25 protein-coding genes are annotated in these 24,099 nt (G+C 43.6%); 17 read left to right on the forward strand and 8 right to left on the reverse strand.

The genetic code is table 11. The features are described from left to right. The 11 genes from J8L84_RS15445 to J8L84_RS15495 all read left to right on the forward strand — a co-directional run bounded on the left by J8L84_RS15445 (position 1) and on the right by J8L84_RS15495 (position 7,935). Positions 1-1,416, forward strand: a complete 1,416-nt coding sequence (locus tag J8L84_RS15445) for an FAD-dependent oxidoreductase (RefSeq protein WP_211071466.1) — start codon at positions 1-3, stop codon at positions 1,414-1,416. A 261-nt stretch (positions 1,417-1,677) separates the two neighbouring features. Continuing rightward, positions 1,678-2,145: a hypothetical protein gene (locus tag J8L84_RS15450; RefSeq protein ID WP_211071467.1), complete on the forward strand. Its 468-nt coding sequence runs from the start codon at positions 1,678-1,680 to the stop codon at positions 2,143-2,145. Further along, positions 2,145-2,372, forward strand: a complete 228-nt coding sequence (locus J8L84_RS15455; RefSeq protein WP_211071468.1) for a helix-turn-helix transcriptional regulator — start codon at positions 2,145-2,147, stop codon at positions 2,370-2,372. The genes J8L84_RS15450 and J8L84_RS15455 overlap by 1 nt, the downstream gene beginning before the upstream one ends. A 142-nt stretch (positions 2,373-2,514) precedes the next feature. Next, complete coding sequence (locus J8L84_RS15460; protein ID WP_211071469.1) at positions 2,515-2,910, forward strand: hypothetical protein; 396 nt, start codon at positions 2,515-2,517, stop codon at positions 2,908-2,910. Between the two features lie 143 nt (positions 2,911-3,053). After that, positions 3,054-3,641, forward strand: coding sequence for a DUF2726 domain-containing protein (locus J8L84_RS15465; protein WP_211071603.1), 588 nt, complete (start codon positions 3,054-3,056; stop codon positions 3,639-3,641). Positions 3,642-3,833: 192 nt separating this feature from the next. After that, positions 3,834-4,532: a 5'-methylthioadenosine/adenosylhomocysteine nucleosidase gene (locus J8L84_RS15470; protein ID WP_211071604.1), complete on the forward strand. Its 699-nt coding sequence runs from the start codon at positions 3,834-3,836 to the stop codon at positions 4,530-4,532. A gap of 6 nt (positions 4,533-4,538) precedes the next feature. Next, on the forward strand, positions 4,539-5,507 hold the full coding sequence (locus J8L84_RS15475; protein ID WP_211071470.1) for a cobalamin biosynthesis protein: 969 nt from the start codon (positions 4,539-4,541) through the stop codon (positions 5,505-5,507). 1 nt (position 5,508) lies between these two features. Next, positions 5,509-6,345 (forward strand): helical backbone metal receptor, encoded by an 837-nt coding sequence (locus J8L84_RS15480; protein WP_348771841.1) that lies wholly within the window; start codon positions 5,509-5,511, stop codon positions 6,343-6,345. Positions 6,346-6,392: 47 nt separating this feature from the next. Then, positions 6,393-6,797, forward strand: a complete 405-nt coding sequence (locus J8L84_RS15485; protein WP_211071471.1) for a rhodanese-like domain-containing protein — start codon at positions 6,393-6,395, stop codon at positions 6,795-6,797. Positions 6,798-6,971: 174 nt separating this feature from the next. Further along, positions 6,972-7,376, forward strand: a complete 405-nt coding sequence (locus J8L84_RS15490) for a DUF2721 domain-containing protein (RefSeq protein ID WP_211071472.1) — start codon at positions 6,972-6,974, stop codon at positions 7,374-7,376. Then, a complete protein-coding gene (locus J8L84_RS15495) occupies positions 7,354-7,935 on the forward strand; it encodes a GNAT family N-acetyltransferase (protein WP_211071473.1) in 582 nt (193 codons plus the stop codon). Before J8L84_RS15490 ends, J8L84_RS15495 begins: the two co-directional genes overlap by 23 nt. Positions 7,936-8,026: 91 nt before the next feature. Here J8L84_RS15495 and tyrS read toward each other — a convergent pair whose 3' ends face one another. Next, positions 8,027-9,226, reverse strand: coding sequence for a tyrosine--tRNA ligase (gene tyrS / locus J8L84_RS15500; RefSeq protein WP_211071474.1), 1,200 nt, complete (start codon positions 9,224-9,226; stop codon positions 8,027-8,029). A gap of 463 nt (positions 9,227-9,689) precedes the next feature. Between tyrS and J8L84_RS15505 the strand changes: the two genes are divergently transcribed. Further along, a complete protein-coding gene (locus tag J8L84_RS15505) occupies positions 9,690-11,015 on the forward strand; it encodes a peptidoglycan DD-metalloendopeptidase family protein (RefSeq protein WP_211071475.1) in 1,326 nt (441 codons plus the stop codon). Between the two features lie 7 nt (positions 11,016-11,022). Beyond that, entirely contained in the window at positions 11,023-12,165 is a 1,143-nt protein-coding gene (locus J8L84_RS15510; protein WP_211071476.1) for an anhydro-N-acetylmuramic acid kinase, read from the forward strand. A gap of 15 nt (positions 12,166-12,180) precedes the next feature. Here the strand turns inward: J8L84_RS15510 and J8L84_RS15515 are convergent, their stop codons facing one another. Together J8L84_RS15515 and fucP are read right to left on the reverse strand one after the other, a co-directional pair. Continuing rightward, complete coding sequence (locus J8L84_RS15515; protein ID WP_211071477.1) at positions 12,181-14,256, reverse strand: extracellular solute-binding protein; 2,076 nt, start codon at positions 14,254-14,256, stop codon at positions 12,181-12,183. Between the two features lie 284 nt (positions 14,257-14,540). Beyond that, positions 14,541-15,872, reverse strand: coding sequence for an L-fucose:H+ symporter permease (fucP, locus tag J8L84_RS15520; RefSeq protein ID WP_211071478.1), 1,332 nt, complete (start codon positions 15,870-15,872; stop codon positions 14,541-14,543). 490 nt (positions 15,873-16,362) lie between these two features. Here fucP and J8L84_RS15525 point away from each other — a divergent pair, with 490 nt between their 5' ends. Then, complete coding sequence (locus J8L84_RS15525; RefSeq protein WP_211071479.1) at positions 16,363-17,682, forward strand: carbohydrate porin; 1,320 nt, start codon at positions 16,363-16,365, stop codon at positions 17,680-17,682. 272 nt (positions 17,683-17,954) lie between these two features. Continuing rightward, positions 17,955-19,076, forward strand: a complete 1,122-nt coding sequence (locus tag J8L84_RS15530) for an alkene reductase (RefSeq protein ID WP_211071480.1) — start codon at positions 17,955-17,957, stop codon at positions 19,074-19,076. Between the two features lie 128 nt (positions 19,077-19,204). Here the strand turns inward: J8L84_RS15530 and J8L84_RS15535 are convergent, their stop codons facing one another. Continuing rightward, positions 19,205-19,651, reverse strand: a complete 447-nt coding sequence (locus tag J8L84_RS15535; RefSeq protein WP_211071481.1) for an SRPBCC domain-containing protein — start codon at positions 19,649-19,651, stop codon at positions 19,205-19,207. A 238-nt stretch (positions 19,652-19,889) separates the two neighbouring features. Between J8L84_RS15535 and J8L84_RS15540 the strand changes: the two genes are divergently transcribed. Then, entirely contained in the window at positions 19,890-20,852 is a 963-nt protein-coding gene (locus J8L84_RS15540; RefSeq protein ID WP_211071482.1) for a D-2-hydroxyacid dehydrogenase, read from the forward strand. Here J8L84_RS15540 and J8L84_RS15545 read toward each other — a convergent pair. Both J8L84_RS15545 and erpA read right to left on the reverse strand, forming a co-directional pair. Continuing rightward, entirely contained in the window at positions 20,846-21,418 is a 573-nt protein-coding gene (locus J8L84_RS15545) for a glutathione S-transferase family protein (RefSeq protein ID WP_211071483.1), read from the reverse strand. The genes J8L84_RS15540 and J8L84_RS15545 overlap by 7 nt on opposite strands. A gap of 124 nt (positions 21,419-21,542) precedes the next feature. Then, positions 21,543-21,887 (reverse strand): iron-sulfur cluster insertion protein ErpA, encoded by a 345-nt coding sequence (erpA, locus tag J8L84_RS15550; protein ID WP_013782811.1) that lies wholly within the window; start codon positions 21,885-21,887, stop codon positions 21,543-21,545. A gap of 211 nt (positions 21,888-22,098) precedes the next feature. Between erpA and J8L84_RS15555 the strand changes: the two genes are divergently transcribed. Continuing rightward, positions 22,099-22,932: a PPK2 family polyphosphate kinase gene (locus J8L84_RS15555; protein WP_211071484.1), complete on the forward strand. Its 834-nt coding sequence runs from the start codon at positions 22,099-22,101 to the stop codon at positions 22,930-22,932. A gap of 77 nt (positions 22,933-23,009) precedes the next feature. On the opposite strand, the gene minE is transcribed toward J8L84_RS15555, so the two are convergent. Both minE and minD read right to left on the reverse strand, forming a co-directional pair. Next, on the reverse strand, positions 23,010-23,267 hold the full coding sequence (gene minE, locus J8L84_RS15560) for a cell division topological specificity factor MinE (RefSeq protein ID WP_211071485.1): 258 nt from the start codon (positions 23,265-23,267) through the stop codon (positions 23,010-23,012). Next, positions 23,267-24,076, reverse strand: coding sequence for a septum site-determining protein MinD (gene minD, locus J8L84_RS15565; RefSeq protein WP_013782808.1), 810 nt, complete (start codon positions 24,074-24,076; stop codon positions 23,267-23,269). Before minD ends, minE begins: the two co-directional genes overlap by 1 nt. Between the last annotated feature and the right edge of the window lie 23 nt (positions 24,077-24,099).

The following is a 24,099-nucleotide window of genomic DNA, read 5'->3' on the forward strand; positions in this document are numbered from 1 at the left end:
ATGGCAAAGAACGTATACCAGTTTGTCGATGTTGAACGTATCGATCCGCCGAAAAAGCCGATCATGGTGCGTAAACACGAGTTCGCTGAAATTTATCAGCCGTTAAGTCAATCACAAACCGAGGGCCAAGCAGATCGCTGCTTGGACTGCGGTAACCCGTATTGCGAATGGAAGTGCCCAGTACACAACTACATTCCTCAATGGTTAGACCTTGCCAATGAAGGTCGTATTATTGAGGCGGCTGAGTTGTCGCACAAAACCAATAGCTTGCCAGAAGTATGTGGCCGCGTTTGTCCTCAAGACAGATTGTGCGAAGGGGCATGTACCCTAAACGACGATTTTGGTGCGGTAACCATTGGTAGTATTGAAAAATACATTACCGATACCGCATTTAAAATGGGCTGGCGCCCAGATATGTCTGACGTAGTTTGGACTGATAAGAAAGTCGCTATTGTAGGTGCCGGCCCTGCCGGTTTAGCTTGTGCCGACATTCTTGTTCGTAACGGTGTGAAGCCTGTTGTATTTGACAAGTACGAAGAAATTGGCGGCTTGCTAACTTTTGGTATTCCATCGTTTAAGCTTGAAAAAGATGTTATTAAGCTTCGCCGCGAAATCTTTACCGACATGGGTGTTGAGTTTGTACTTAAGACTGAAATTGGTAAAGACATTGAAATGCAAACCCTGCTAGATGACTACGACGCCGTGTTCTTAGGCATGGGTACGTATAAATCAATGCAAGGTGGCTTTGAAAATGAACATGTACACGGTGTTCACGATGCCCTGCCTTTCCTTATTTCAAACACAAACCGCGTGATGGGTCTTGAAAAAGACGAAGCCGACTTTGTTGATATGAAAGGTAAGCGCGTAGTGGTACTTGGTGGTGGTGATACCACTATGGACTGCGTACGTACGTCTATTCGCCAAGAAGCCGACCGTGTAGTGTGTGCATATCGTCGTGACGAAGAAAGCATGCCTGGTTCTCGCCGAGAAGTAGTTAACGCAAAAGAAGAAGGGGTTGAATTCATGTTCAACATTCAACCTTTAGACATTGCTGTTGATAGCGAAGGCAAAGCTTGCGGTGTTAAATTCGTGAAAACCGAAATGGGCCCACCGGATATTAACGGACGTCGTCGTCCAGTTGAAATTGAAGGTTCTGAGCACGTGGTTGAAGCAGATGCAATTATTATCGCGTTTGGTTTCCAGCCTAGCCCTGCCCCTTGGTTTGCTGAGTTTGGCATTATGCTAGACGAAAAAGGCCGCGTACGCGCGCCTGCTGCCGGTAAATATGCTTTCCAAACCTCACACCCGCAAATCTTTGCAGGCGGTGATATGGTGCGTGGTAGTGACCTTGTGGTTACCGCTATCGACGAAGGCAGAAAAGCCGCAGACGGAATCATGGATTATATTGGCGTTTAATATCGACGTGTAAAACGGCACGTTAACCATGCCCCGCCGCATGTAATCTATTTAAAAGCTCGCTTAGGCGAGCTTTTTTGTGGCCAATATATCTAACCATTCAAATAAATCCGCTCTGGGCGCCTTCACCTATAACATACTTTGTAACAACCTGCTGCTAGCTTTCTACAAGCACCAATGTATATTATATTTAACATCGAGTTAAATTTAACATACACAAAGTAAAATTTAATCACCATTATTAGGGCATGGAGAAAGATAATGATTTCGTTCAGAGAGAAAAGTTTGTGGGTGTCTTTGTTAGTATCTGCGGTGATCGCCTCTATTTATGGAGATAGCGTATATGCACTTATATTTTTGCAACCAAATATTAGCCCTAGTGACACTACCGCCCTCATCGTGCGAATTACTATTGCCTTCATTATTTTAGAGGTAGCTTTGCATATTGCGTTAGCCATGAGCCAGCAAGAAGATGCCAACACACCTGAGGATGAACGAGAGCGTTTTCATCGACTTACCGCGAACAATGCGGGTTACTGGGTACTGTCAGTTGGTATCGTGAGCTGCGTGATACAGCACATGATCAACAGTAACATCGACTTTGAAGCGCAAAATAACTACACCAATTATGCTCTTGCACCTATCGAGCTAAAGTTAGTCCTTATTTTTTGGCTATCGGAAGTAACTCGCTTCGGTACTGAGATTTACTATTGCCGGAAAGAAAGTTAATGGCTGATAATTACATCATTACTAATAACATAAGAACCTTGCGCTTTCTTGTCGATGAAATGACACAGCAAGAACTCGCGTCAAAAGTGGGTGTTACACGACAAACTATCATGGCAATTGAAAAAGGAAAATACTCCCCTTCCCTTGAAGTCGCCTTCAAAATTGCTTTGGTTTTTAATAAACCCTTTAATGAGGTATTTCAGTATTCGAGAGAGGGGGAATGCTAATATGGAGCACCCAGTTCACGAATAGTTTTGACTCTATACCCATCATGTTATGAACATACCTTGTGCAACTATTTACCTATTGCTCTTATATAGTTAGCCCACTATTATCGATACAAAGAGTGATTACAGGTTAACAAGAATAATGACAAGCGGTTTACGTAAAAGCATCAATATAGTTTTACTTGGCGGGTTAGCAATGGCCAGCCAAGCTTTAGCCGATACTGTGACCACCAACAGTTCATTAGATGCACCTGTTGTTCAGTCTTGCCCTGCTTCCTTTTTTGACGTCTCGCTGATGGCCAATGCCCGTCAGTGTCAGCAATTCGACGATAGCTTGCCTGCTAGCTTGGTTTATTTTACTAAGCACACACCTAAAGATGTTATTGCCTACTATCAAAATGCCTATCCCCAACTTGTAAAAAAATCGCCGGTCAATCAACGCACCATGTTTGCAGCAACAGATGACTCAGTTCGTATTGTGGTGTCACCGGATAATATGGGCACGCAAGTTGATGTACTTATCATTAGTAAGCCGTAACCTCCCCTAAGTTTTATTATCGCCTAGCTTCTTTCCTCGTTCAATGTGGCACTGCCTTTGCAAAATCAGTGAAGAACCACAGTGGTGTCAAAAAAAGCGTCATTTTTATGACGCGCATTACACGTTGATATGCGAGGAATATGATGGAACTGGCAATTATTTTAATGATGTTACTTATTGTGGTGGCATTAGGCGCCATAAAATTATCAGATGGTGGCGTAGCGTTTCCTTTTCGCCGAAAGCCACAGCTTTTCACGCCTGTAGAGCACTCATTTTTAAACCTTATTGAACAAGCAATGGGGCGAGAGTTTCGTATCATTTGCCGTGTTCGCTTGAGCGACATAGTGTCAGTAAGGCAATCGGCCAATAAGAAAACGGCCAGCCAAGCTATCTCTAGAGCCTCTTCGCGCCAACTCGATTTTATCTTGGTCGACAAGCAGGACATGAGCCCGATATTAGCTATCGACCTTGTGCATAACCAAGGGAAAGAAGGTTACAAAACCCAGCGCGATTGGTTTGTATCTGGCGCATTAGATGCGGCGGGTGTTCCCCATGCTCGCATTAAGGTTAAGTCGGGTTATACCGTAGAAGATATTCGTGAATGCCTTGAAAACAAGCTTATTCCTTATAGAAGAATTCAACAAAAAATGTCACAGCTTCCTACGCACAACCCTGAGCCGACTAAGCGCCCTACTCGTCCAGTAAGGTCTAGCCGCGCGGCAGCTGCGTAAAATACTACTATTTCCCCCTAGCCTTTGTTGCGCTCCATTATTGCTGTAATAGCAGGTGACAAAGGCTTTTTCCTGTCAGTTTTCCTCATTTCCTTATACAATTCATTACCATATATATAGCAATTTTTGCTTCCCCCCATATTTGACTAAATCGTTAATGACGTGAAAGAGACTGACATGAAAGAGACAGGCATGAAAAAAATTGGCATTCTAGGCGCAATGGACGAAGAAGTTGCGTTACTTAAAGCTTCACTTTCAAACCTAAAAGAAACCACGTGGAAGCACTTAACCTTTTATGAAGGCAGCCTTAATAACGTTGAGGTTGTGTTGGTAAAATGCGGTATCGGAAAAGTAGCAGCGGCACTTGCCACTACGGTACTTATTGAGCAATACGCGCCAGATGCTGTAGTAAATACAGGTTCAGCGGGCGGCTTTGATAAAAGCTTAAACATTGGTGACTTGGTGATTGCCACCCACGTTATCCATCACGATGTGGATTTAACCCATTTCGGTTACAAGCTTGGCCAATGTGCTGGTATGCCTGAAGACTACCGCTGTGACAATACGCTCATTGAAGCTGCGAAAACGGCTACGGGCGAGTTAGAAAATATCCAATCTACCAGTGGCCTTATTTGTACTGGCGATTCGTTTATCGGTACCGACGAAGCGGTAGAAGCGCTGCGTGAAAGTTTCCCCGATATGAAAGCGGTTGAAATGGAAGGTGCTGCGATAGCCCAAACCTGTCACATGCTTGATGTTCCGTTTCTCGTCATACGTTCTCTGTCGGATATCGCTGGCAAGACATCAACCGTTAGTTTTAAAGAATATTTAGATACTGCGGCAAAGCATTCAGCACAACTCGTTATGGCTATGATCAAAGCGTTGGCGTAGCGGTAAATGGAAGCATTGCTGACCCAATCAGCATATCAGTCGGTGCTGGTGTTATGGTTGGCAGTTATTTTAGATGCCCTTTGGCGGTGGCCGCTTAGCAGCCACCCGCTTACTCTTATGCGTTATCTGGTTAGGCAGATGGGGTTTAAAGTTCTCCCCTCTTTAAGCTACTCACGTTCTCAACATTATATCTCCGGTTCATTAGCCGCCATTGTATTATTGGCGCCCTTAATTGTTTGCCTTGCCATACTCATATACATGGCCCAATACCCTGCTTTTTTCGAAGCCGTGATCATGGTTGCCTTGCTCGATTTTGCCTATCAGCGCCATCAATTCAGTCAAATTTTAAAAACGGTAGGTAAAAATAAAAAAGTACTTACCAGAGAAACCGTAGACACCATAGTTGCCCGTGAATGCACCCAATTAACCGATGTAGGTATTGCGAAAGCCGCTATCGAATCGTTATGGCTTAAGTTTTTATATCTTTATTGCGGCGTTATTTTTTACTTTATGTTGGCTGGCCCGATTGGGGCGCTCACTTACCGTCTGTTATTGCTCACCTCATGGCAATGGCACTATCGAAATCCTAAAATGGTGCATTTTGCTAAACCGGTGAGAAAGCTTGTTTCTTTGTTAGTTATTCCCCCTGCACTACTCGGTTGTATTGCTGTGCTTCTTTTCACTCATCCTGTAAAAGGCATTCGAGCGGTAAAACGAAGTAAGGCAAGAGATAAAACCTCCTTATTGCTCGCGTTATTTGGTGGAATACAAAACATTCAATTAGGTGGCCCTGCTATCTATCATGGCCGTAAATACCGCTACCCTCGCGTGGGTGGTGCCGAGCAAGTAAAGTATTCAGATATGATACGCAGCAAGCGCACAATAGTCGGTGCCATGGCTGTAGTTACCGCCATCGCGAGTGTCTGTTTGTTATTAGTCGCAGTACAAACACAAACTTTAAGCGAGGTCTTCTAACGTGAAAAGCGTATATCACAAGCTGCGCACGCAAGTTGCGTCAATAACCGCTACATTGCTACTCGCACTAGCCCCTCATTGTGTATCTGCTAACGAGTCAACGCCGCGAATTATCACGCTTGCACCTCATTTAACCGAGTGGGTTTATAGTCTTGGTTTAGAGTCACACTTAATTGGCGTTAGCGACTACAGCAACTTTCCTCAAGAAGCTCAGCTATTACCTAAAGTAGCCGACTATCAAGGGGCAGATTTATCCCAAATAATGGCGCTGCAGCCTACCTTAATTTTGGCTTGGGAGGGGGGCAATAAGCCGCAAGATTTGCACCGTTTAGAAAGCTTAGGTTATAAGGTGTTTCGAGCCAAAATCACCGAAGTTGAAGACATTGCCAGTGAGTTGAAGCGTTTAGGTAAAGCGACTAACACAGAAGAAAAAGCCAACGCGCTCACCAATGCGTTTTTACGCCATTTAGCGGCATTAAGAGACCAGTACGCCACGCCATCAAAACATGAAGTGTTCTACTACTCTTGGACATCGCCACTAATGACCATAGGTGACAATGCGTGGCCAAATAAGCTACTTAACGTATGTGGTGCGCAAACCTTATTTGCTGACAGCCCAGTCGATTACCCACAAGTGTCGGTACAAGAAGTGCTATCTAGACAGCCCTTTGCATTGGTAGCGGCAAGCAACCAGCCAGCGTCCGATCTTGAGCAATTTTGGCATCCCCACCGCCGCTTTATGTCAGCCCCCTTAATTGTCGTCAATCCGGACATTACCAGCAGGTTCTCACTGCGGTTAATTAATGAACTAAAAACACTGTGTAAGGGTATTAACTAGCACTGCCACAAGGTATAATACCGTCTCGTTTTATCTAAAGGTTATTCATGCGAATCGTTTTAGTCATGTTTCTCTGCGTTGTTGCAATTACGTTATTTGTGTCGATGCAATGCACAGCGAAAGCAACCTCTCAAGGATCGGTTGCGGCTTCCCCGTACCTCATTGAGCGGGTGAAAAACAATGACTGGATGCTTATAGACGTGCGCTCTCCAAGCGACTTTGCCGATGGACACATTCCTGGTGCCATCAATATGCCTCAAGAAAACATTAACGACTATCTTACCGAGTTAGAAGGTCATAAAGACAAGCCTATTATTATTTATTGCCAATCTGGCACTCAGGCTAAACTTGCTATGAAGTTTCTAAAAGACTTAGATTTTTCTGAAGTCATGCATTTAGAAGGCGACATGTTAGGCTGGAATGCGTCTCAAATGCCAATTGACAGAATGTAGCTTTCTGTAATTAAAACCTGTGTAAATATAACTTCTGTAAATAGAGCCTTTGCAACGGCGTTTCACTTTCAACAGCCAGCTAAACGCTCCTCTACACCGCTATTCACTATCAGACGACAACATCCCTACACTTTTGATACACTGACACGCATTCACCAAGGTGACAGACAATTCATGAAAATAGATCTCGCAACACCCGCCATGCTTTTTCCAGCAATCTCATTGCTGTTGCTGGCTTATACCAACCGTTTTTTAACCCTTGCTACGCTTATTCGTAACTTTTCAAAAGAAGAGCGTGACGACAATACCCTAGCCCAAATCAAGAACTTGAGACTGCGTATTCAGCTTATTAAGCGGATGCAAATTGCAGGGGTTGGCAGTTTCTTTTTGTGTGTCGTATCTATGCTTGCGATTTACCTTACTTATCAACAAGTGGGGAATTGGATATTCGCATTAAGCCTAGTGTCTCTTCTATATTCACTTTGGATGTCGGTAAAAGAAATACTCATTTCTGTAGAAGCATTAGATTTTCACCTTGATGGTATGAAAGAGCAACATGACAGCACCAAACTTAAATAGCGTTAGGTACCTACCTTTAGCGCCCGAACATTTTGATGATGTTATACGCTTAGGCAATGAAGTTCAGGGTGAAAATTACCTGATGCCTGACACATTAAAGACCATGTACGATAAAAGCTGGCACAACAATATCAATGCTAGCTTGGTAAGCTATTGTGGTAACGACATTGTTGGTTTTCGAATTACCTACGCTCATTCGCAGTGGCAATGTGATAAATGGTGCAACCCAGAACTATGGCCGGTGGCTCCGGAGAAAGTATGCTATTTCAAATGCAATACGGTATCGCCTGCTATGCAAGGAACGGGCATTGGAAGTACCTTATTAGCGAAATCGGTAAGCGCGGCCAAAGCACAAGGCGCTGAAGCAGGACTTGCCCATATTTGGCTTTCTAGCCCAGGTAATAGTGCGTTTAAATACTTTACTAAAAACGGCGGCGAACTCATTAAGAAACACCCAAACAAATGGCGCTATGAGTCAATCCACGAAGGTTACGACTGCCCTGTGTGCCCTGAAACCTGCGAATGCGAAGGCGCAGAAATGTTACTGCGGTTTTCCTAAAACCTACAGACATTAAAAAGCCCCGATAAGTCGGGGCTTTTTGGTATTTGCATTAACACCAAAATGCTAAGGCCTAAGCGCTAATACCAAACTAGGCTAACGTAATTCTCGCAAATTTACGTTTACCTACTTGATAAACGTTTTCGCCAGCTTCGGTCAGTACAAGACGAGTATCTTCTACTTTATCGCCGTTAATCTTCACAGCACCTTGCTTAATCATACGCATAGCGTCAGACGTTGAGCCTACTAGCTTGGTTTCTTTTAATAAGTTACCAATAGCAATACCTTCTTCGCCAAGTGCAATTTCAAACTCTGGCATTTCATCCGGAATAGCATTTTTCTGGAAACGCTGAATGAAGTCTTGGTGCGCGCCTTCTGCTGCCGCATCGTCGTGGAAACGAGCGATAATTTCTTTCGCTAGCAATATCTTAATATCACGTGGGTTTTCACCGTTTTCAACACGCTGTTTAAGTTCGGCAATTTCTTCAAGCGGACGGAAACTTAGTAGGTCGTAATAACGCCACATCAAGTCATCTGAAATCGACATCACTTTACCAAACATATCGTTTGGCGCATCAGTAATACCAATATAGTTATTTAATGACTTAGACATTTTTTGAACGCCATCTAGGCCCTCAAGTAATGGCACCATCACAATAGACTGTGGCTTGATACCTTGCTCTTTTTGAAGCTCGCGGCCCATTAGCAAGTTAAAGCGTTGATCGGTACCACCTAACTCAACATCAGATTTAAGCGCAACTGAATCCCAACCTTGCACGAGTGGATACAAAAATTCGTGTATCGCAATAGGCTGGCCATTGTTGTAACGCTTTTTGAAATCATCACGCTCAAGCATACGTGCAACCGTTTGGCTGGCAGCTAGTTTAATCATGCCCGCAGCGCCTAACTGATCCATCCACTCTGAGTTAAAGCGAATTTGAGTCAGTTCAGGATCAAGAATTTTGAACACTTGTTCTTGATACGTTTGCGCGTTTTCTAATACCTGTTCTTTGCTTAAGGGCTTGCGTGTCACATTTTTCCCTGTAGGATCGCCAATCAGGCCAGTAAAATCCCCAATAAGAAAAACAACGGTATGGCCTAACTGCTGAAAGGTACGCAGTTTATTGATCAAAACAGTGTGACCAAGATGAAGATCAGGCGCAGTAGGATCAAAACCCGCTTTAATGGTTAGGGTTTTGCCGGATTTTAATTTCTCAATTAAATCCTCTTCGGGGAGAATTTCATCCGTTCCCCGTTTAATTTCAGCTAGCGCTGTTTGCCAGTCTTTCATCGGTTATTTCACACTCTTGATGTTGTAGAATCTATTTTGAGCGGCATTTTACGCGGACATTGGAACCATTAAAAGGTTTCTGCGTCAAAAAGCGGATGACTTGTCGTCACGTTCGTTATTGAACGCAATGGTTACAGGCTTTTAACTGCTGCACTTTGCATATCAGGGTGCACGTCGAGGGCATTGAGATCAGGAGGAAGGGGGCTTCCGCAAACACGCGGTAAACCCATCCATGGGCGCTCCGCCATCGCATCCATGCGATGGAGGGTTTGCTACAGCCCCCTCCCTCCTGCTCATGCCCTCGATGCATAGCTACCAGCAGTCAAAGTCGCTTTTCGCTATTTATTATAGCCATTGCGTTCAATAATTAACTTTTGCGCTAAAAAACAATGAGAAAAGTTGCATTTTTGAGCAACTTATGTGACAAGTACATTGCACATAAAATTCTCAAGTAGGTAGTATTATGAGAATCAAACTAGACGCCCTAAAGGCGCTAAACATATTTAAACAATTGCCAAAGCAACACCGAACAGGATTAGCTATTGCTAGTATGTTTTTAGGTGGGCTTATTCTTTTGCCGTCTGACACGGTAGAAGCGAGTCGTCATCAAGACGCTTTGGTACTTGATACCGGTATTCGTTACCCTCTCGATTTGAAGATTATGCCGTCAACCGACGTGTTTTCAATTGAAGAAGAGTCGAACTGGCAAACCTATAAAGTTCGCAGCGGCGATACCCTTGCAAAACTGTTTAAGCGTGCGGGTTTTACCTCTCGTGACGTTTACAATGTTACTCAAGCTGGTGACCTTGCTAAAACACTGGTGACCTTATTACCTGGTGATGAGCTTTCGTTTAAAATTAATAACGACGGTACCTTTGGTGAGCTTAAATATAGGCTTTCTTCTACCGAAACCTTATTCATTCGCCCCGACCCCACCAGCGAAGATAATAGTTTAACGGCCGATCTTGAAAAACGTGACGTTGATATTCGCTATAACTTTGCACAAGGTGAAATTCATTCAAGCTTTTGGAATGCTGGGGCAACGGCCGGATTAACCAGCAATCAAATTATGAACCTTGCGGGTATTTTTGGCTGGGATATCGATTTTGCGACAGAAATTCGTTCAGGCGATACCTTCAATGTGGTGTTTGAAGAACAATACATCGATGGTGAGTTCGTAGGCTATGGCGACATAGTCGCCGCAGAATTTACTAACCAAGGTGAAGACTTTAGCGCTATCTTGCATGAAGATGGTACTTACTACACGCCTGAAGGCAGAAGTATGCGTAAGAGTTTCTTACGCGCGCCAATTAATTTTAGGTACGTGAGCTCTAACTTCTCCAAAGCACGTTTCCACCCTGTGCAAAAACGCTGGAAAGCACACCGTGGTACTGATTACGTAGCTGCAGTTGGTACGCCAGTGATGGCGGCGGGTGATGGTAAAGTCATTAAGTCAGCGTACGACAAATACAATGGTCACCATGTATTTGTTCAACACGGTGAAAAATATACCACTAAGTATCTGCACTTTAAAAAACGTGCAGTGAAAGTAGGCGACACGGTAAAACAGGGTCAAACTATTGGTTATTTAGGTAGCACTGGCTTGGCGTCTGGCCCGCATGTGCACTATGAATTCTTGGTAGACGGCGTACACCGTAACCCTCGCACTGTTTCGCTGCCAAAAGCATTACCTATTGCCGCTGAAGAGCGTGAAGCATTCATGGACATTGCCCATGTACGTCAACAGCAGCTTAATAACAACAAACGCATAATGCTTGCAATGAAATAGCCTACTTATGGCAAAGTATATTGGCCTTATGTCAGGAACTAGCATGGACGGCGTTGACGCCGTCCTTTGCGATATCACTGCCAATAAGTGCCAAACCTTACATGCGGTATCTATTTCTTATCCAGCCAATCTACTTTCTTTACTTCATTCACTTTGCACACCTTCTCCTAACGAGCTCAATGCTATGGCAACCGCCGATAGGTTGGTGGCCGAAAGCTTTGCACAAGCCGTAAATGTGTTGCTATCAGAAACTCAGCTTTCATCAAGCGATATCACCGCAATTGGCTCTCATGGACAAACCATAAGGCACTTTCCGCAGGGAATCGAACTTCAAAACGACATAGAACAAAAAGGTTTTACGTGTCAGATTGGCGACCCTAATACTCTTGCCGTGTTAACAGGTATTGATGTTATTGCTGATTTTAGGCGTAAAGATATTGCTCTTGGCGGCCAAGGTGCGCCCTTAGTTCCAGCCTACCATAATGCTATCTTCGCGCACGATATCCAGCCAAGAGTGTTGGTTAACATTGGCGGTATTGCGAACATTTCAGTATTAGCAGCAAAACAAAATACTATTGCTCCTCTTGGCTATGATACTGGCCCAGGCAATACCCTAATGGATGCGTGGGTTAAGCAGCATTTGAATAAGCCCTATGATGACAAGGGGCAATGGGCTAATACCGGTGAAGTAAGTGATGACTTATTAACAAAGTTACTTTCAGATGGCTATTTTCATCAAACCGCGCCGAAGAGCACAGGCAGAGAATATTTTAATATAGCATGGTTAACGTCTTATCTTGATACGCTCGCCAGCACACTTCCCCCTCAAAATGTGCAAGCGACGCTACTAGCGCTAACAGCAACGAGCATTGCTGATGAGATTAACAAGCAAAAAATGCCTATAGGCGCACAAGTCATCGTTTGTGGGGGCGGTGCCTTTAACCCTGTGTTGATGCAACGCATAGCCAACTTATTGCCAAGTTATCAAGTGAGTGACAGCCACAGCATCAATATTCACCCCCAACACGTTGAAGGGGCCGCATTTGCGTGGCTCGCTTTTGCACATCGAAATAGTATTCCAGGCAACGTACCAGCTGTTACCGGCGCTTCGCGAGAGGCTGTATTGGGTATTTTTTGCCCTGCAAGCTAAATGTAAGTGGGAATTTTAGTTTTGATAATAACCAGCGCGCCTCATTACAGCTTCAGATTGGTGTTGCGCTGTTTTTAATGCCTCTTGAATAGTAATTTGCCGCTTCACTGCTAAATTTATCTGTACTCCCACTAGGTAACCGAGTGCCGTAAATTCAGGGATTGGAACAAACTGGCTTCCAGTCGTGGGGATATTAATATTATCAAGCTCAGTCGCTAGCAATGCGTTGTATTCATAGCTAGCATAAGGAATAGCGCTTATATAGCTGTCACTGTAGGTTGAATGACGAGTGCCAGCTGGCGCTGCGTAATAACCATACTTACCTTTAACCGAAGTTATAAACGCTTTAGACGTTAACCAATAAGCTAATTCCTGTGCTATTTCTTTATTTTGAGATAAATGAGGTATAGCGAAATTCCACGACCAAAACCATTGTGCTCCTTTTGGTGTTGTTCCTATTGGCGCATAAGTCACACCGACATTCTCCGAAACCTTCGAGGAAGAAGGATCTAGGATGTAGCCACCTAATGATGATGCATCAACAAAGAATGCTAATTTTCCGTCAGCAAAGAGTTGCTGGTTATCTTTCCACCCTAAATCGTATTCACCTGGCGGACCGTTGTTTACCGCGATTGAAACATAGTCCTTGATTGCTCGCTCCCACGACCTAGAAGTAAGCAACGGCTTCATATCTTCATCAAACCAGCTTCCACCGTACGTATTTACCATGGTGCCAATTAATGCCATATTTTGTCCCCAACCTACTTTTGTGCGCAGCCCTACACCATACAGTTGCGATTTGGGATCTTGAATTTCCATAGCTATGGCACTTAAGTTTCTATAAGTCATCTGCTTGGGCAAACTAATATCAGCGTTCTGCAACAGATCTTTTCGGTAAAAGGTCAGCGTTGTTTCTCCTACAAACGGTAAACCATAGACCTCACCTTCGTATGTATTTGAATGCTTTGCGATGGGTACAATATCTTTCATATCGTAGTTCGAGGGCGGATCGGAGAAAGGTAACAACCAACCATTTCTAGCCCAAATAGGCACTTCGAAATTACCTAGCATTACCAAGTCAAACTGTGTTTCGTTAACTGCAAAATCTCCCTGAAGGTGCTTTCTTAGTATGCTCTCCTCCATGACACGCCACTGAATTTTTTGCTCTGAAAAAGGCGTACCGCTGTCATTCAAGTATCTAATAGCGGTTTCAATACCATTAATATTAGGCGCTCCAACTATTAATCCTCTTTCCCTAACAACATCATCCGGCTCGAGGAAAATACCGTATCGCTTTAATATTGTATCGATAGTTCCATCAGCTTCTAGAGAAGCCAATGCTTGATTGAAACGCGCCATAATTTGTGGGGCGTTGGGTAGTTTTTTAGATATCCCTAAGAAATGGGGATTACTTTTCCTAAGCGATTTAATGAATTTAAATTTTTGTGATAAATGGGGACGATGATTAGTTATTGTTTGTTTTGCGCTGTACTCATCGATATAAATGAAATCAACTCGCCCCCTATCTAACATATCTAACAATGTCGGTAATGATTTGGCTAAAAGTACATCGATATTTTCAGCCTCACGAAGACTCGACGGCAACTGTGCGCCGCGTAAAACCCCAAGACGGGAAAGACCTAAGCTATTGAATTGTGTAATCGAATCGCCTAATTCGGCGTTTAATAAGCTCTGAATGTTTCGACTGTTATGGATAAGATAGTTGATGCTCCCACCACGGATAGCATCGGAATATATCATCCCCTCAACACGTGCTGTGCTATCGCGAAGCGGAAAAACACCTTCAACTTGTCCGCCGTCGGCGAGATATATCGCTCTAGCATGCGGAAAGAATTCAATTTTGGGGATGTAGCCCATTTTTTCAAATGTAAGGTGAATGACCTCGTTTACGTACCCTTGTTTAGGGTCGTGCGCGCTACTGAATGGACTCGCTTCTGAGGTGGCTAAAGTAATTGTGTTTCGTTGATCGGCGTAAACGCCAAGCGAAAACGTATAGCTTCCAAATAGAATCAAAAATATCGAAAAAAGGCTGATGATATTGGAGTTAATAGAACCAGACCAATTATTCATAATCTCAATAGCAGTTGAAAACCATTAAGTTAGTATTGGCATGAACGACCAAAATTGCCAGTTAATCTAGTTTTTCGCGCAACTCGAATTTTATGTAATTGGCCTTTTGATATTGAGACAGCAATCTTATCTACTCGTGTTTTCAGTCCGCACAACGTTGCCCGCAACTATTAGCTCCTTGCTTCTTGAAACAAGCGACTTCGCTGTTCATCTCACATAAAAAATGCCAGCAAAGGCTGGCATTTTTTTAAATCATGATGAGCATCACTACAGTAGAGTAAGTATTACTTCGCCATGTTTGTCTTCAAATTGTTGGTCTTCAAATCGTCAATGGATACTTTCTGAGGACTTTTAACTGCTTTAATGTCAAACAGTCCATAGCCAGCCACAAACATAAAGCATACAGCAGGAACAATATAAGAAATAACGATACCTGCTGAGTCGATAATTGCAGCTTGGAAGAGTGGCATAATTGCACCACCTAAAATAGCCATTACCAAACCCGCTGCGCCAAGTTTAGTATCTTTCCCTAGCCCTTCTAACGCGATGCCGTAGATAGTAGGAAACATTAGCGATAAACATGCAGATATTGAAATTAGTGCCACCACACCGACTATATTTGGCGATTGTGTCATAACAATACACAACCCTACTGCCACCAGTGACATCACCATAAGCAGTCGTGCTGGATAGAGATATTGCATTACCCACGTCATCACAAAACGTGAAATAAGAAACACTATCATGCTGTATTGAAGTACATCGCCGCCTTGTACCTCATTACCTCCAATCGCTTTCATGACGTATTGGATAGTAAAAGTCCACACACAAGTTTGCGCGCCAACGTTGAAGAACTGAGCCATTACACCAAAACGATAATGTTTGTTCGCCACTAGGCGCTTCAATGACGCTGCAATGTCGATATCATCAGCTTTAGACTCAGTGGCTTCATCCACAGGGGTTTTAATCAAAGCTACAGCAACCCAAACCACAAGAAGCACACACGCCATAGCAACATAAGGGATCATCACCGCATCCAGTTCAGCACCTATAACAGATTTTAGCTCAGTCACAGACATAGCACTTCGCTCTTCAGCTGAAGCCTGATTCAAATTAGGCAGTATGAGCGTTGCGGCTAAGAATACGCCAAAGTTTGTCCCTACAGGGTTGAATGCCTGTGCTAGGTTTAATCTTCTGGTGGCGCTTTGCTCGTTGCCCATCGCCATGACATAAGGATTAGCGGACGTTTCCAAAATAGACAACCCACCGGCCATCACAAACAAGGCCAACAGGAAAAAACCATAAGTCATTGTTTGACTTGCAGGATAAAATAGAAAGGCACCAGCAGCAGCACATCCTAGCCCTACTAGCACACCCGTTTTATAAGAGTATCGTTTATTAATAAAGGCTGCGGGTATCGCTAAACAGAAATAAGCACCGTAGTAAGCGAACTGAACTAAGGCCGATTGTAGTGACGACATAGTAAATATCTTACTAAAGACTTTCACTAGTGGATCTGTCATGTTGGCGGCAACACCCCATGCAGCAAAACACACCGTTAATAAAATAAACGGTAATAGCGTATCTCTGGAAACTATAGGCGCTTTAGTTTGCATCACCCCAACCTCATCTTGTAAACAATTTGTTGAGCAATTTAAACAACAAAGAATGTCCATGTCAATAAATCAACAAAGCTTATTTAATAATAAATCAAACTATAAAACTCTCATCAAATTCACATTAATGCGATTACTTCAACTATTCATACCATTCCTATTTTTATAAATTCTTTATAATAAACAAGGCTTAAAATGCATTCAAAGCTGAAAAACATACTACAAAAGTTTATAAAAATTGCATTTCCGTACTCAAAAAATGTCATACCGCCTCATCTTAACCATTAACACCCATGTAAAATAAAAATAAATAAACATGATTGATTTATTGCTTTATCTGCATTAAATTGCGTTTCCTATACGAAAACTGTTAACACAATGTAACTCAAGATCACTCTGTTCTAGGCATTGAAAACAAATGTAAACATCGTGATGAGCACAAAGATAAGTGCAAGTTATAAGCACGTTCAATCAACTCTAAGGGTAAGATATGAAGCATAATTTTCATTGGTTAAAACAAAAAACGCTCAATTTAAAGCCACTTACACTTACTTCCTGCTATCTATTAGTCAGTTTTTCTTTTCCTACATTTTCTGCTCAAGATACATCGGAATACATAGAATGGCAGGCTAGCTACACGGGAGAAGCCGCTGCTAATGTTGATGGGGGTAAGCGTGAAGGGAGTGCTTATGCTGGTCAATTATTTTTGGGCGCAGAAATAGACTTAGAAAAATTTGTAGGTTGGGACGATACTAAAGTCCATGTGGCATTTACTAATCGTCACGGACAAAACCTAGCGGCTACGCATATTGGAAGCAGTACGTCTGTTCAAGAAATCTATGGCGGCCAAAACTCCCGTTTGGCCAGGCTTACCGTAGAGAAAAGCTTTTTTGACGACCAGCTACAAGTAGAAGTTGGCAGAACTGTGGCTAACATCAGCTTTCTTGGTTCAGAGCTATGCCAGTACTTTCAAACGAATTCTGCCTGCGGTAACCCCACCTTTGTATTTAAAACCAGTAACTTTACATGGTGGCCTGTTTCAAGTTGGGGAGGCCACGCAAAGTACTGGCTATCACCTGAAATCTATTTTCATACTGGTGTGTATGAAGAGAACACTCCTCACCAAGATTTGAGTGATCATGGTTTTGATTGGTCAACGGATGAATCTACTGGCGTAGTCGTACCTGTGACATTGGGCTATCAGACTACATGGGAAAATGACGACTACCCGAGACGTTACGAAATTGGCGGTTGGTACGATGGCGCTGACTATACCGATCCAGCTAAAGATGAGAATGGTGATTTTGCGGCTGCCACGGGCAACGACTATGCAACGCTAAATGGGCGCTCTGGTATTTTTGCCAGATTCGAGCAAACCATTTTACGTCCAGATTTACATTCTAAACGCAGCGTTACGATTTTTGGTGCCGTGTTAACGGGCACATCGGGTGAGCTTATAGAAGATGAATATATTAAAGCTGGCTTTGTTAAACGCGGTACCTTCGAAGGACGAGATAAGGACACGATAGGCTTTGTTGTCACTCAACAGTTTTACAATGAAGATGCCATTGAAGACCAACGTATATTGCGCGAAGCAAATGGCGGTTCAGGTCGCCCTGCAAGCAGCCAAACCATGATGGAGTTAAGTTATGGCATCCATATTAATGACAACATACGGGTTCAACCTAACGTGCATTATATTATCAATCCAGACCAGTTTAGCGAGCGTGATCGCCTTCAATCGTTAGATGATGTATGGGTTGTCGGGGTTCGGTTTGACGTTAACCTAGCTGGATTACTACTGCACTAATTACAGCAAACTTCCCTCTCATTTCCACCGGACGGGTCGTCATTTTGATGACCTTTTTTCTTTTTAGCTTATGCACATTTTCATTAGTTAACGCTTCTTTTCGTATTACGCTATTAACACCTGCATTACCAACTACGCAGGGTTCCCCCTAGCCTCTCTTGCTCTCATTTTGCTATTTATTAGTTCCAATCGGCATATCCTTTCATCTTGAATCAATCCAAGTCGCGTCCATTTCTGTAATCACTATCACACAGTATTAAAAGGATGGACAAATGTCAGAGTTATCTCTGTTTAAGCCTTTAGAATGGGCAGACAATACGCTTCAAAACCGCATGGTATTAGCACCAATGACACGTGGCCGAGCAGGCAGCAACCGCATACCTAACAAAATCATGGGCGATCAATACGTACAGCGCGCCGATGCTGGTCTTATTATTACCGAAGCGACAGCTATCTCAGAAGAAGGTATTGGCTGGGTAGACACCCCCGGAATCTATACCGATGAAATGGTAGAAGGGTGGCGCTCTATTAACGAAAGAGTGCATGAAGCTGGCGGCAAGATTATCCTTCAGTTATGGCATACAGGCCGTGCGTCGCACAGTGACTTTCATGACGGCGACTTGCCATTTTCTGCTTCTGCTATTGCCATTGACGGCGATGAAATTCACACGCCAAAAGGTAAAAAACCTTACGAAGTGCCACGAGCAATGACACAAGATGACATTCGTAGGACGGTTGCTGATTTCAAACATGCGGCGGTAAATGCTAAAGCTGCAGGCTTTGATGGTATAGAAGTGCATGCAGCTAATGGTTACCTGCTAAATCAGTTTTTAGACAGTCGCAGCAATCAACGTAGTGATGAATACGGCGGCAGTGTAGATAATCGATATCGCTTCCTTAGTGAAGTGATGGACGCGGTATTAGAGATTTGGCCTGCAGAGCAAGTCGGTGTGCGTTTATCGCCTAACGGCGTATTTAATGATATGGGTGCTGATGATTTCCGCGATACGTTCACTTATGTCGCCCAAGCACTTAATAAGCTTAACCTTGGCTATTTACATGTGATGGATGGTCTAGCGTTTGGTTTCCATGAACGCGGTGAGCCGATGACACTTGCTGAGTTTCGTGCATTGTTCGACGGCATGTTAATGGGTAACTGTGGTTATACCCAAGAAGAGGCAGAGAAACGTATTAGCGACGGTGATGCCGATATGATTGCTTTCGGGCGACCTTGGATCACCAACCCAGATTTACCGACACGGTTTAAAAACAACTACCCGCTAGCAGCGTTTGATGACCCATCTACATGGTACGGTGGCGGTGAAGAAGGTTATACCGACTACAATACTTACCGCGAAGAAAGCGGCAAAGCAGCTATGGAGTCTTTAACCTAAATAATAAGGTTAACCTCATCGCTGGAGCAAATATCTTGTAGTCAGTTGATAAAAAGCAGTCATTTGATGACTGCTTTTTTATATCTTTAGTAATACTGCGTTAGTACTATTTCGTGAGTAACACTGCGCTAGTTAAACGCCACTTGTTTATCGGCTAATACCGCAAGCTTTTCTAGGCAAGACATCCATGCATATTGATGTTGATCGCATTCTTGTTGGTTACTGAAACCACTATGAATTAATGTTAACGCCACTTCCCCTTCGCTCGTTTCTTCAAATGAAATATCCACTGAGCTCATAACGGTTTCTTCTACACCATCTTCCCACGCCCAAGAGAACACAAGCTTTTCGTTGGCTAAAATAGTCACGTATTCGCCAGTTAGCGCTATTTCAACGCCGTTGGGTTCAAGCATTTTTATACGGTATCTTCCGCCTTCTTTGAAGCTACTCATAATCTGCGATACCGTGCAATTACCCGGTGCAAACCATTCAGATAAGTATTCAGGTTCGTGGAATGCAGCAAACAAAAAAGAGATGGGCGCATGAAGGGATACATTCAGGGTAAATTGAAACATGTTAAGTCGCCTATAAAAAACCTAGTGCCTTGTTAAGTTTAGGCGCTAGAAGAAAAGGATTCTAGGCTGTTATCGGCTATGTTCGACATTTCCTTTAGTTCGAGCTGTAGCGTTGCCTTATGTAAATGATTATCTTAGGGTATCCTCACTAGCAGTATCGACCCTGCGTAAACTATTTAAGCTATGTATTGATGTGCTAATTATAAAAGCCACCAATAAAGATTCTTAAGGCTCACTTATGTCAACTCAATCGCCTACACTCAATGTCTCTATTCTCAGTGAAGATGCCAGTGCATTAGCAGAGGAAATAGCAAATGCATGGCCCACGCCTAATACTTTGCATATCTGCCAAGCCGTTACTACTTCTGAACAAATTAACCCTGACGAGGTTGAGGTACTACTTGCCGACCCTAATTTGGCGGCTAAAGTTATCGACCAATGCACGGGCTTGAAGTGGTGCCAATCCACGTGGGCTGGCAATGCACCGCTGCTTAATTTGGACAAAAGCGATTACATACTCACTGGCGTAAAAGGCGTGTTTGGAAAACTAATGCGCGAATATGTGTTTGCCTACCTTTTGCAATACGCACGCAATATTCCAGCGTTCGCGCATAACCAAAATCATCAGCCTCCAATTTGGAAAGAAAGTCCTCGCGCGCCTCTTACGGGTAAAACCCTTGGCATTTTAGGTGCAGGTTCAATAGCCCAAGCACTTATTCCCGTGGCTAAAAGCTTTGAAATGAAGGTCATAGGCTTATCGAGAAGCGGTCAAGCGGTAGAGGGATTTGATAACGTCTATGCAGCAACTGACCTGCTCAAGTTTGCTCAAGAAGTCGATCATGTAGTGAACCTGATGCCAGATACCCCCGCGACTACAGGGGTATTAGACCAAGCTTTCTTTGAAGCACTAAAGCCACACAGTGTGTTTATCAACGCAGGGCGTGGAAGTGCGATTGTCGATGATGCGCTTTTAAACGCACTGAACAGCGGGCAACTGCAAGCCGCCGTTCTTGACGTATTCACCCAAGAGCCCCTGCCAGAGCAGCACCCGTTCTGGCGCCACCCTAAGGTGGTGGTTACTGCACATACTGCGGCAGTATCATCACCTGAGGATGTAGCTGGCGTGTTTGTAACGAATGCAACGCGTTATATGACCAACGAACCGCTTCTATATCAATTTGATTTTAACAAAGGCTACTGACGGGGATCGGTAGCGGTTAGCTCTATACGGTCGCGGTGTTTTTCATGGAATTCCAGTAACAAAGGATAGTCTTTAAAACTGTCCAATTCTCTGAATAGCACCCAATCTACCATTGAGTACAAACATATTTCGGGATACGTCCAGCCACTAAAACCACCCGCTTCGAGCTGCTTAGACAGTGATGAAAAAACCGATTCGATACGTTCTTTTTGCAAACGAATGATGAGCTTATCTTGATTGATATCGATATCAGAGCGCTTAAGTAGCATCAATTGCACGAATGAATCGTTAGCTGCGTCTATCAGAGTAAGCAGGTTTTCTTCCTCCCATGACAGAGAGTCATGGTCGAGTTTGCTCGCCAAATAGCTATAAATAACTCTAGAATCAAAAATGAGTTGCCCATCGTCTTCTAGGCAAGGCACTTTCAAGGTGGGGTTTCGTGATGCGAGTAGCGCTCTGTCTTCCCCAGAGAATATTTGTAAATCGAGGAATTCATGGGGCGTGTTGGAAAGTACTACGCGAATTCGACGTACAAATGGAGATGTTACCGAACCATACAATTTCATAGCTTCAACCTGAGTGAATTTACTTACACACTTAGTTTAGCCATAAAATTAACGAGGAGAAAAGCACTATACCGTAAAGGCGAGACAAGCATACACCAAGATGCGGTGTACGCCCGATAATCATTTACACGCTGAAACTAGCGCCGCATCCACAAGTAGTGGTTGCATTTGGGTTTTGTACTAAAAAGCGTGACCCTTCTAAACCTTCTACATAATCAACAACGCCACCCACTAAGTATTGCAAGCTCATAGGGTCTACCACCAAGGTAACGTCATCTTTATCAATTGTCATATCTCCGTCGTTCACCTTCTCATCAAAAGTGAAACCATACTGAAAGCCAGAGCAACCGCCTCCAGTAACATAAACCCGCAGTTTTAACGCAGGATTTTCTTCTTCCGTGATGAGCGCTTTTACTTTTGTCGCCGCTGCATCAGAGAACTCAATTGGCAACGCCATTTCTACGGACATACTCACCTCTTCATTAACCATGTGCGCCTGCACGGATTCACGTACACGCATTGATAACCCAATTATCTAATACTTGAGTAATGCTATCAACTATTGGGGTGAAACTAACTGAAACAATAGCTATCGGCCTTTCATTTAGCATGAAAATGCGTGGCGACATGGACACTACTGGCCTTAAGGCATACTCTAAAAAGAAACCGGCGGGATTAACATGACGCATTCAGTATCTTCTATTTCCCTTCAAAATCGTAAGCTTAGGCTGCCAGAAGGTGCACAAGCACCTGCTATCGATGAACGTGAACATTACAAACAAGCATTGAAAAGCTGGCAAAAAAAGTTGCTCCATGTTCAACAGGCTTACTACCACCAAGGCCGACGCGCAATTATTGTATTTGAAGGATGGGATGCCTCAGGAAAAGGCGGCGCGATTAGAAGGGTAACCGAAAAGCTCGATCCTCGCGGTTTTCGAGTCCACCCCTTTGCCAAACCTACCCCAGAAGAGCAAGGTCGCCATTACCTTTACCGGTTTCAAACACGACTCCCCACACCGGGTAGGCTTGCCATTTTCGATCGCTCTTACTATGGTCGTGTCATGGTCGAGCGCATTGAAGGCTTCACACCACAACCTGCATGGGAAAGAGCCTTTCAGGAGATTAATGAGTTTGAGCGACTGTTAATTGATGACGGCGTGACAATTATAAAACTCTTTATGCATATTTCAGCAGCCGAGCAATTAGAGCGCTTTGAAGAACGCTTAAATAACCCTTACAAACGCTGGAAGCTAACCGAAGAAGATATACGAAATCGTGGCCGACGAGATGACTACATTACTGCCATAGAAGAGATGTTTGATAAAACCGATACTCAAATGGCGCCATGGCATGTGATACAGGCTGAGCATAAATGGTTTGCTCGTATTAGCGTGTTAAAAACCATTGTTGAGGCGCTGAGTGAAGGCGTGACAGTAGAACCTCCGCCAATCGACCCAACCGTGGTGCATTTAGCGAAGCAGCAACTTGGTATTACGTTTGACCAAAGCAAATAAACGACAGCAGTTTACCCATGCCTTGTTACTAAGACATGGGTAGTACTATTTTATGGCAAGTCGTGGCTGTGGGAGCCTTAGCTTTCAGGCAAGGTAACGTTTAGCTCTAACACGCTACAATCGTCACTGTTCTCCAACTGTACCGATACTTGGTCATCTGCAATGCTCACATACTTGCGTATTACCTGAATGATTTCTTGCTGCATCATTGGCAGATAATCAGGCTCAGTACGTTTGCGTCTTTCATGCGCAACAATAATTTGTAACCGTTCTTTGGCCACTGCCGCAGTACTCGGCTTTTCCTTTTTCTTGAGTAGGTAATCGAAAATACTCATTACTTGCCTCCTAGCAGGCGTTTAAAGAACCCTTTCTTCTCTGCTTCTAGAAATCTATGTTCAATGGTTTCGCCTAACAAACGGCGAACGGCGTCTGAATATGCCTGACCTGCGTTAGCTTCTAAATCTAGAATAACTGGCTGACCTTGGTTAGAGGCCTTGAGTACGGCTTCTGATTCAGGAATAACACCCAACAATGGTATGGCTAAAATTTCTTCAACATCAGCAACGCTAAGCATTTCTGCACTTTCTACTCGCTGAGGGTTGTAGCGGGTAAGCAATAAATGCTCTTTTACCGGCTTTCCTTGTTCAGCACGCAAAGACTTACTTTGCAAAATACCTAAAATACGATCTGAATCACGTACCGAAGATACTTCTGGGTTAGTAACCACAATAGCTTCATCGGCAAAATACAATGCCATCTGAGCGCCTTGCTCTATACCCGCTGGCGAATCACAAATAATAAAGTCGAAGTCTTCTTTCAACTCGTTAAGTACGGCTTGAACACCATCAATGGTAAGCGCGTCTTTATCACGGGTTTGCGATGCTGGCAGAATAAATAAGTTGTCGGTACGCTTATCTTTGATTAGCGCTTGTTTCAGCGTAGCTTCTTTATTTATTACGTTAACGAAGTCGTAAACCACTCGGCGTTCACAGCCCATGATCAAATCAAGGTTACGCAAACCCACATCAAAATCGATCACGACGGTTTTATGACCCGCTAAGGCTAAACCTGTACTGATAGCCGCACTTGAGGTGGTTTTACCCACCCCACCTTTACCCGATGTTACTACGATAATCTTTGCCATTTTTAATTCCTTGTAGAATACGT

Source organism: Alteromonas sp. MMG017, assembly GCF_018100795.1.
GTDB lineage: Bacteria > Pseudomonadota > Gammaproteobacteria > Enterobacterales > Alteromonadaceae > Alteromonas.

Excerpts from the sequence above, each read along its gene's own strand:
- erpA (WP_013782811.1), bottom strand. The coding sequence starts at position 21,887 with ATGTCCGTAGAAATGGCGTTGCCAATTGAGTTCTCTGATGCAGCGGCG.
- J8L84_RS15555 (WP_211071484.1), top strand. The coding sequence starts at position 22,099 with ATGACGCATTCAGTATCTTCTATTTCCCTTCAAAATCGTAAGCTTAGG.
- J8L84_RS15445 (WP_211071466.1), top strand. The coding sequence starts at position 1 with ATGGCAAAGAACGTATACCAGTTTGTCGATGTTGAACGTATCGATCCG.
- fucP (WP_211071478.1), bottom strand. The coding sequence starts at position 15,872 with ATGCAAACTAAAGCGCCTATAGTTTCCAGAGATACGCTATTACCGTTT.
- J8L84_RS15495 (WP_211071473.1), top strand. The coding sequence starts at position 7,354 with ATGACAGCACCAAACTTAAATAGCGTTAGGTACCTACCTTTAGCGCCC.
- J8L84_RS15505 (WP_211071475.1), top strand. The coding sequence starts at position 9,690 with ATGAGAATCAAACTAGACGCCCTAAAGGCGCTAAACATATTTAAACAA.
- J8L84_RS15530 (WP_211071480.1), top strand. The coding sequence starts at position 17,955 with ATGTCAGAGTTATCTCTGTTTAAGCCTTTAGAATGGGCAGACAATACG.
- J8L84_RS15515 (WP_211071477.1), bottom strand. The coding sequence starts at position 14,256 with ATGAATAATTGGTCTGGTTCTATTAACTCCAATATCATCAGCCTTTTT.
- J8L84_RS15545 (WP_211071483.1), bottom strand. The coding sequence starts at position 21,418 with ATGAAATTGTATGGTTCGGTAACATCTCCATTTGTACGTCGAATTCGC.
- minD (WP_013782808.1), bottom strand. The coding sequence starts at position 24,076 with ATGGCAAAGATTATCGTAGTAACATCGGGTAAAGGTGGGGTGGGTAAA.
- J8L84_RS15485 (WP_211071471.1), top strand. The coding sequence starts at position 6,393 with ATGCGAATCGTTTTAGTCATGTTTCTCTGCGTTGTTGCAATTACGTTA.
- J8L84_RS15470 (WP_211071604.1), top strand. The coding sequence starts at position 3,834 with ATGAAAAAAATTGGCATTCTAGGCGCAATGGACGAAGAAGTTGCGTTA.
- J8L84_RS15540 (WP_211071482.1), top strand. The coding sequence starts at position 19,890 with ATGTCAACTCAATCGCCTACACTCAATGTCTCTATTCTCAGTGAAGAT.
- J8L84_RS15535 (WP_211071481.1), bottom strand. The coding sequence starts at position 19,651 with ATGTTTCAATTTACCCTGAATGTATCCCTTCATGCGCCCATCTCTTTT.
- J8L84_RS15450 (WP_211071467.1), top strand. The coding sequence starts at position 1,678 with ATGATTTCGTTCAGAGAGAAAAGTTTGTGGGTGTCTTTGTTAGTATCT.
- J8L84_RS15455 (WP_211071468.1), top strand. The coding sequence starts at position 2,145 with ATGGCTGATAATTACATCATTACTAATAACATAAGAACCTTGCGCTTT.
- J8L84_RS15525 (WP_211071479.1), top strand. The coding sequence starts at position 16,363 with ATGAAGCATAATTTTCATTGGTTAAAACAAAAAACGCTCAATTTAAAG.
- J8L84_RS15460 (WP_211071469.1), top strand. The coding sequence starts at position 2,515 with ATGACAAGCGGTTTACGTAAAAGCATCAATATAGTTTTACTTGGCGGG.
- tyrS (WP_211071474.1), bottom strand. The coding sequence starts at position 9,226 with ATGAAAGACTGGCAAACAGCGCTAGCTGAAATTAAACGGGGAACGGAT.
- minE (WP_211071485.1), bottom strand. The coding sequence starts at position 23,267 with ATGAGTATTTTCGATTACCTACTCAAGAAAAAGGAAAAGCCGAGTACT.
- J8L84_RS15475 (WP_211071470.1), top strand. The coding sequence starts at position 4,539 with ATGGAAGCATTGCTGACCCAATCAGCATATCAGTCGGTGCTGGTGTTA.
- J8L84_RS15510 (WP_211071476.1), top strand. The coding sequence starts at position 11,023 with ATGGCAAAGTATATTGGCCTTATGTCAGGAACTAGCATGGACGGCGTT.
- J8L84_RS15465 (WP_211071603.1), top strand. The coding sequence starts at position 3,054 with ATGGAACTGGCAATTATTTTAATGATGTTACTTATTGTGGTGGCATTA.
- J8L84_RS15490 (WP_211071472.1), top strand. The coding sequence starts at position 6,972 with ATGAAAATAGATCTCGCAACACCCGCCATGCTTTTTCCAGCAATCTCA.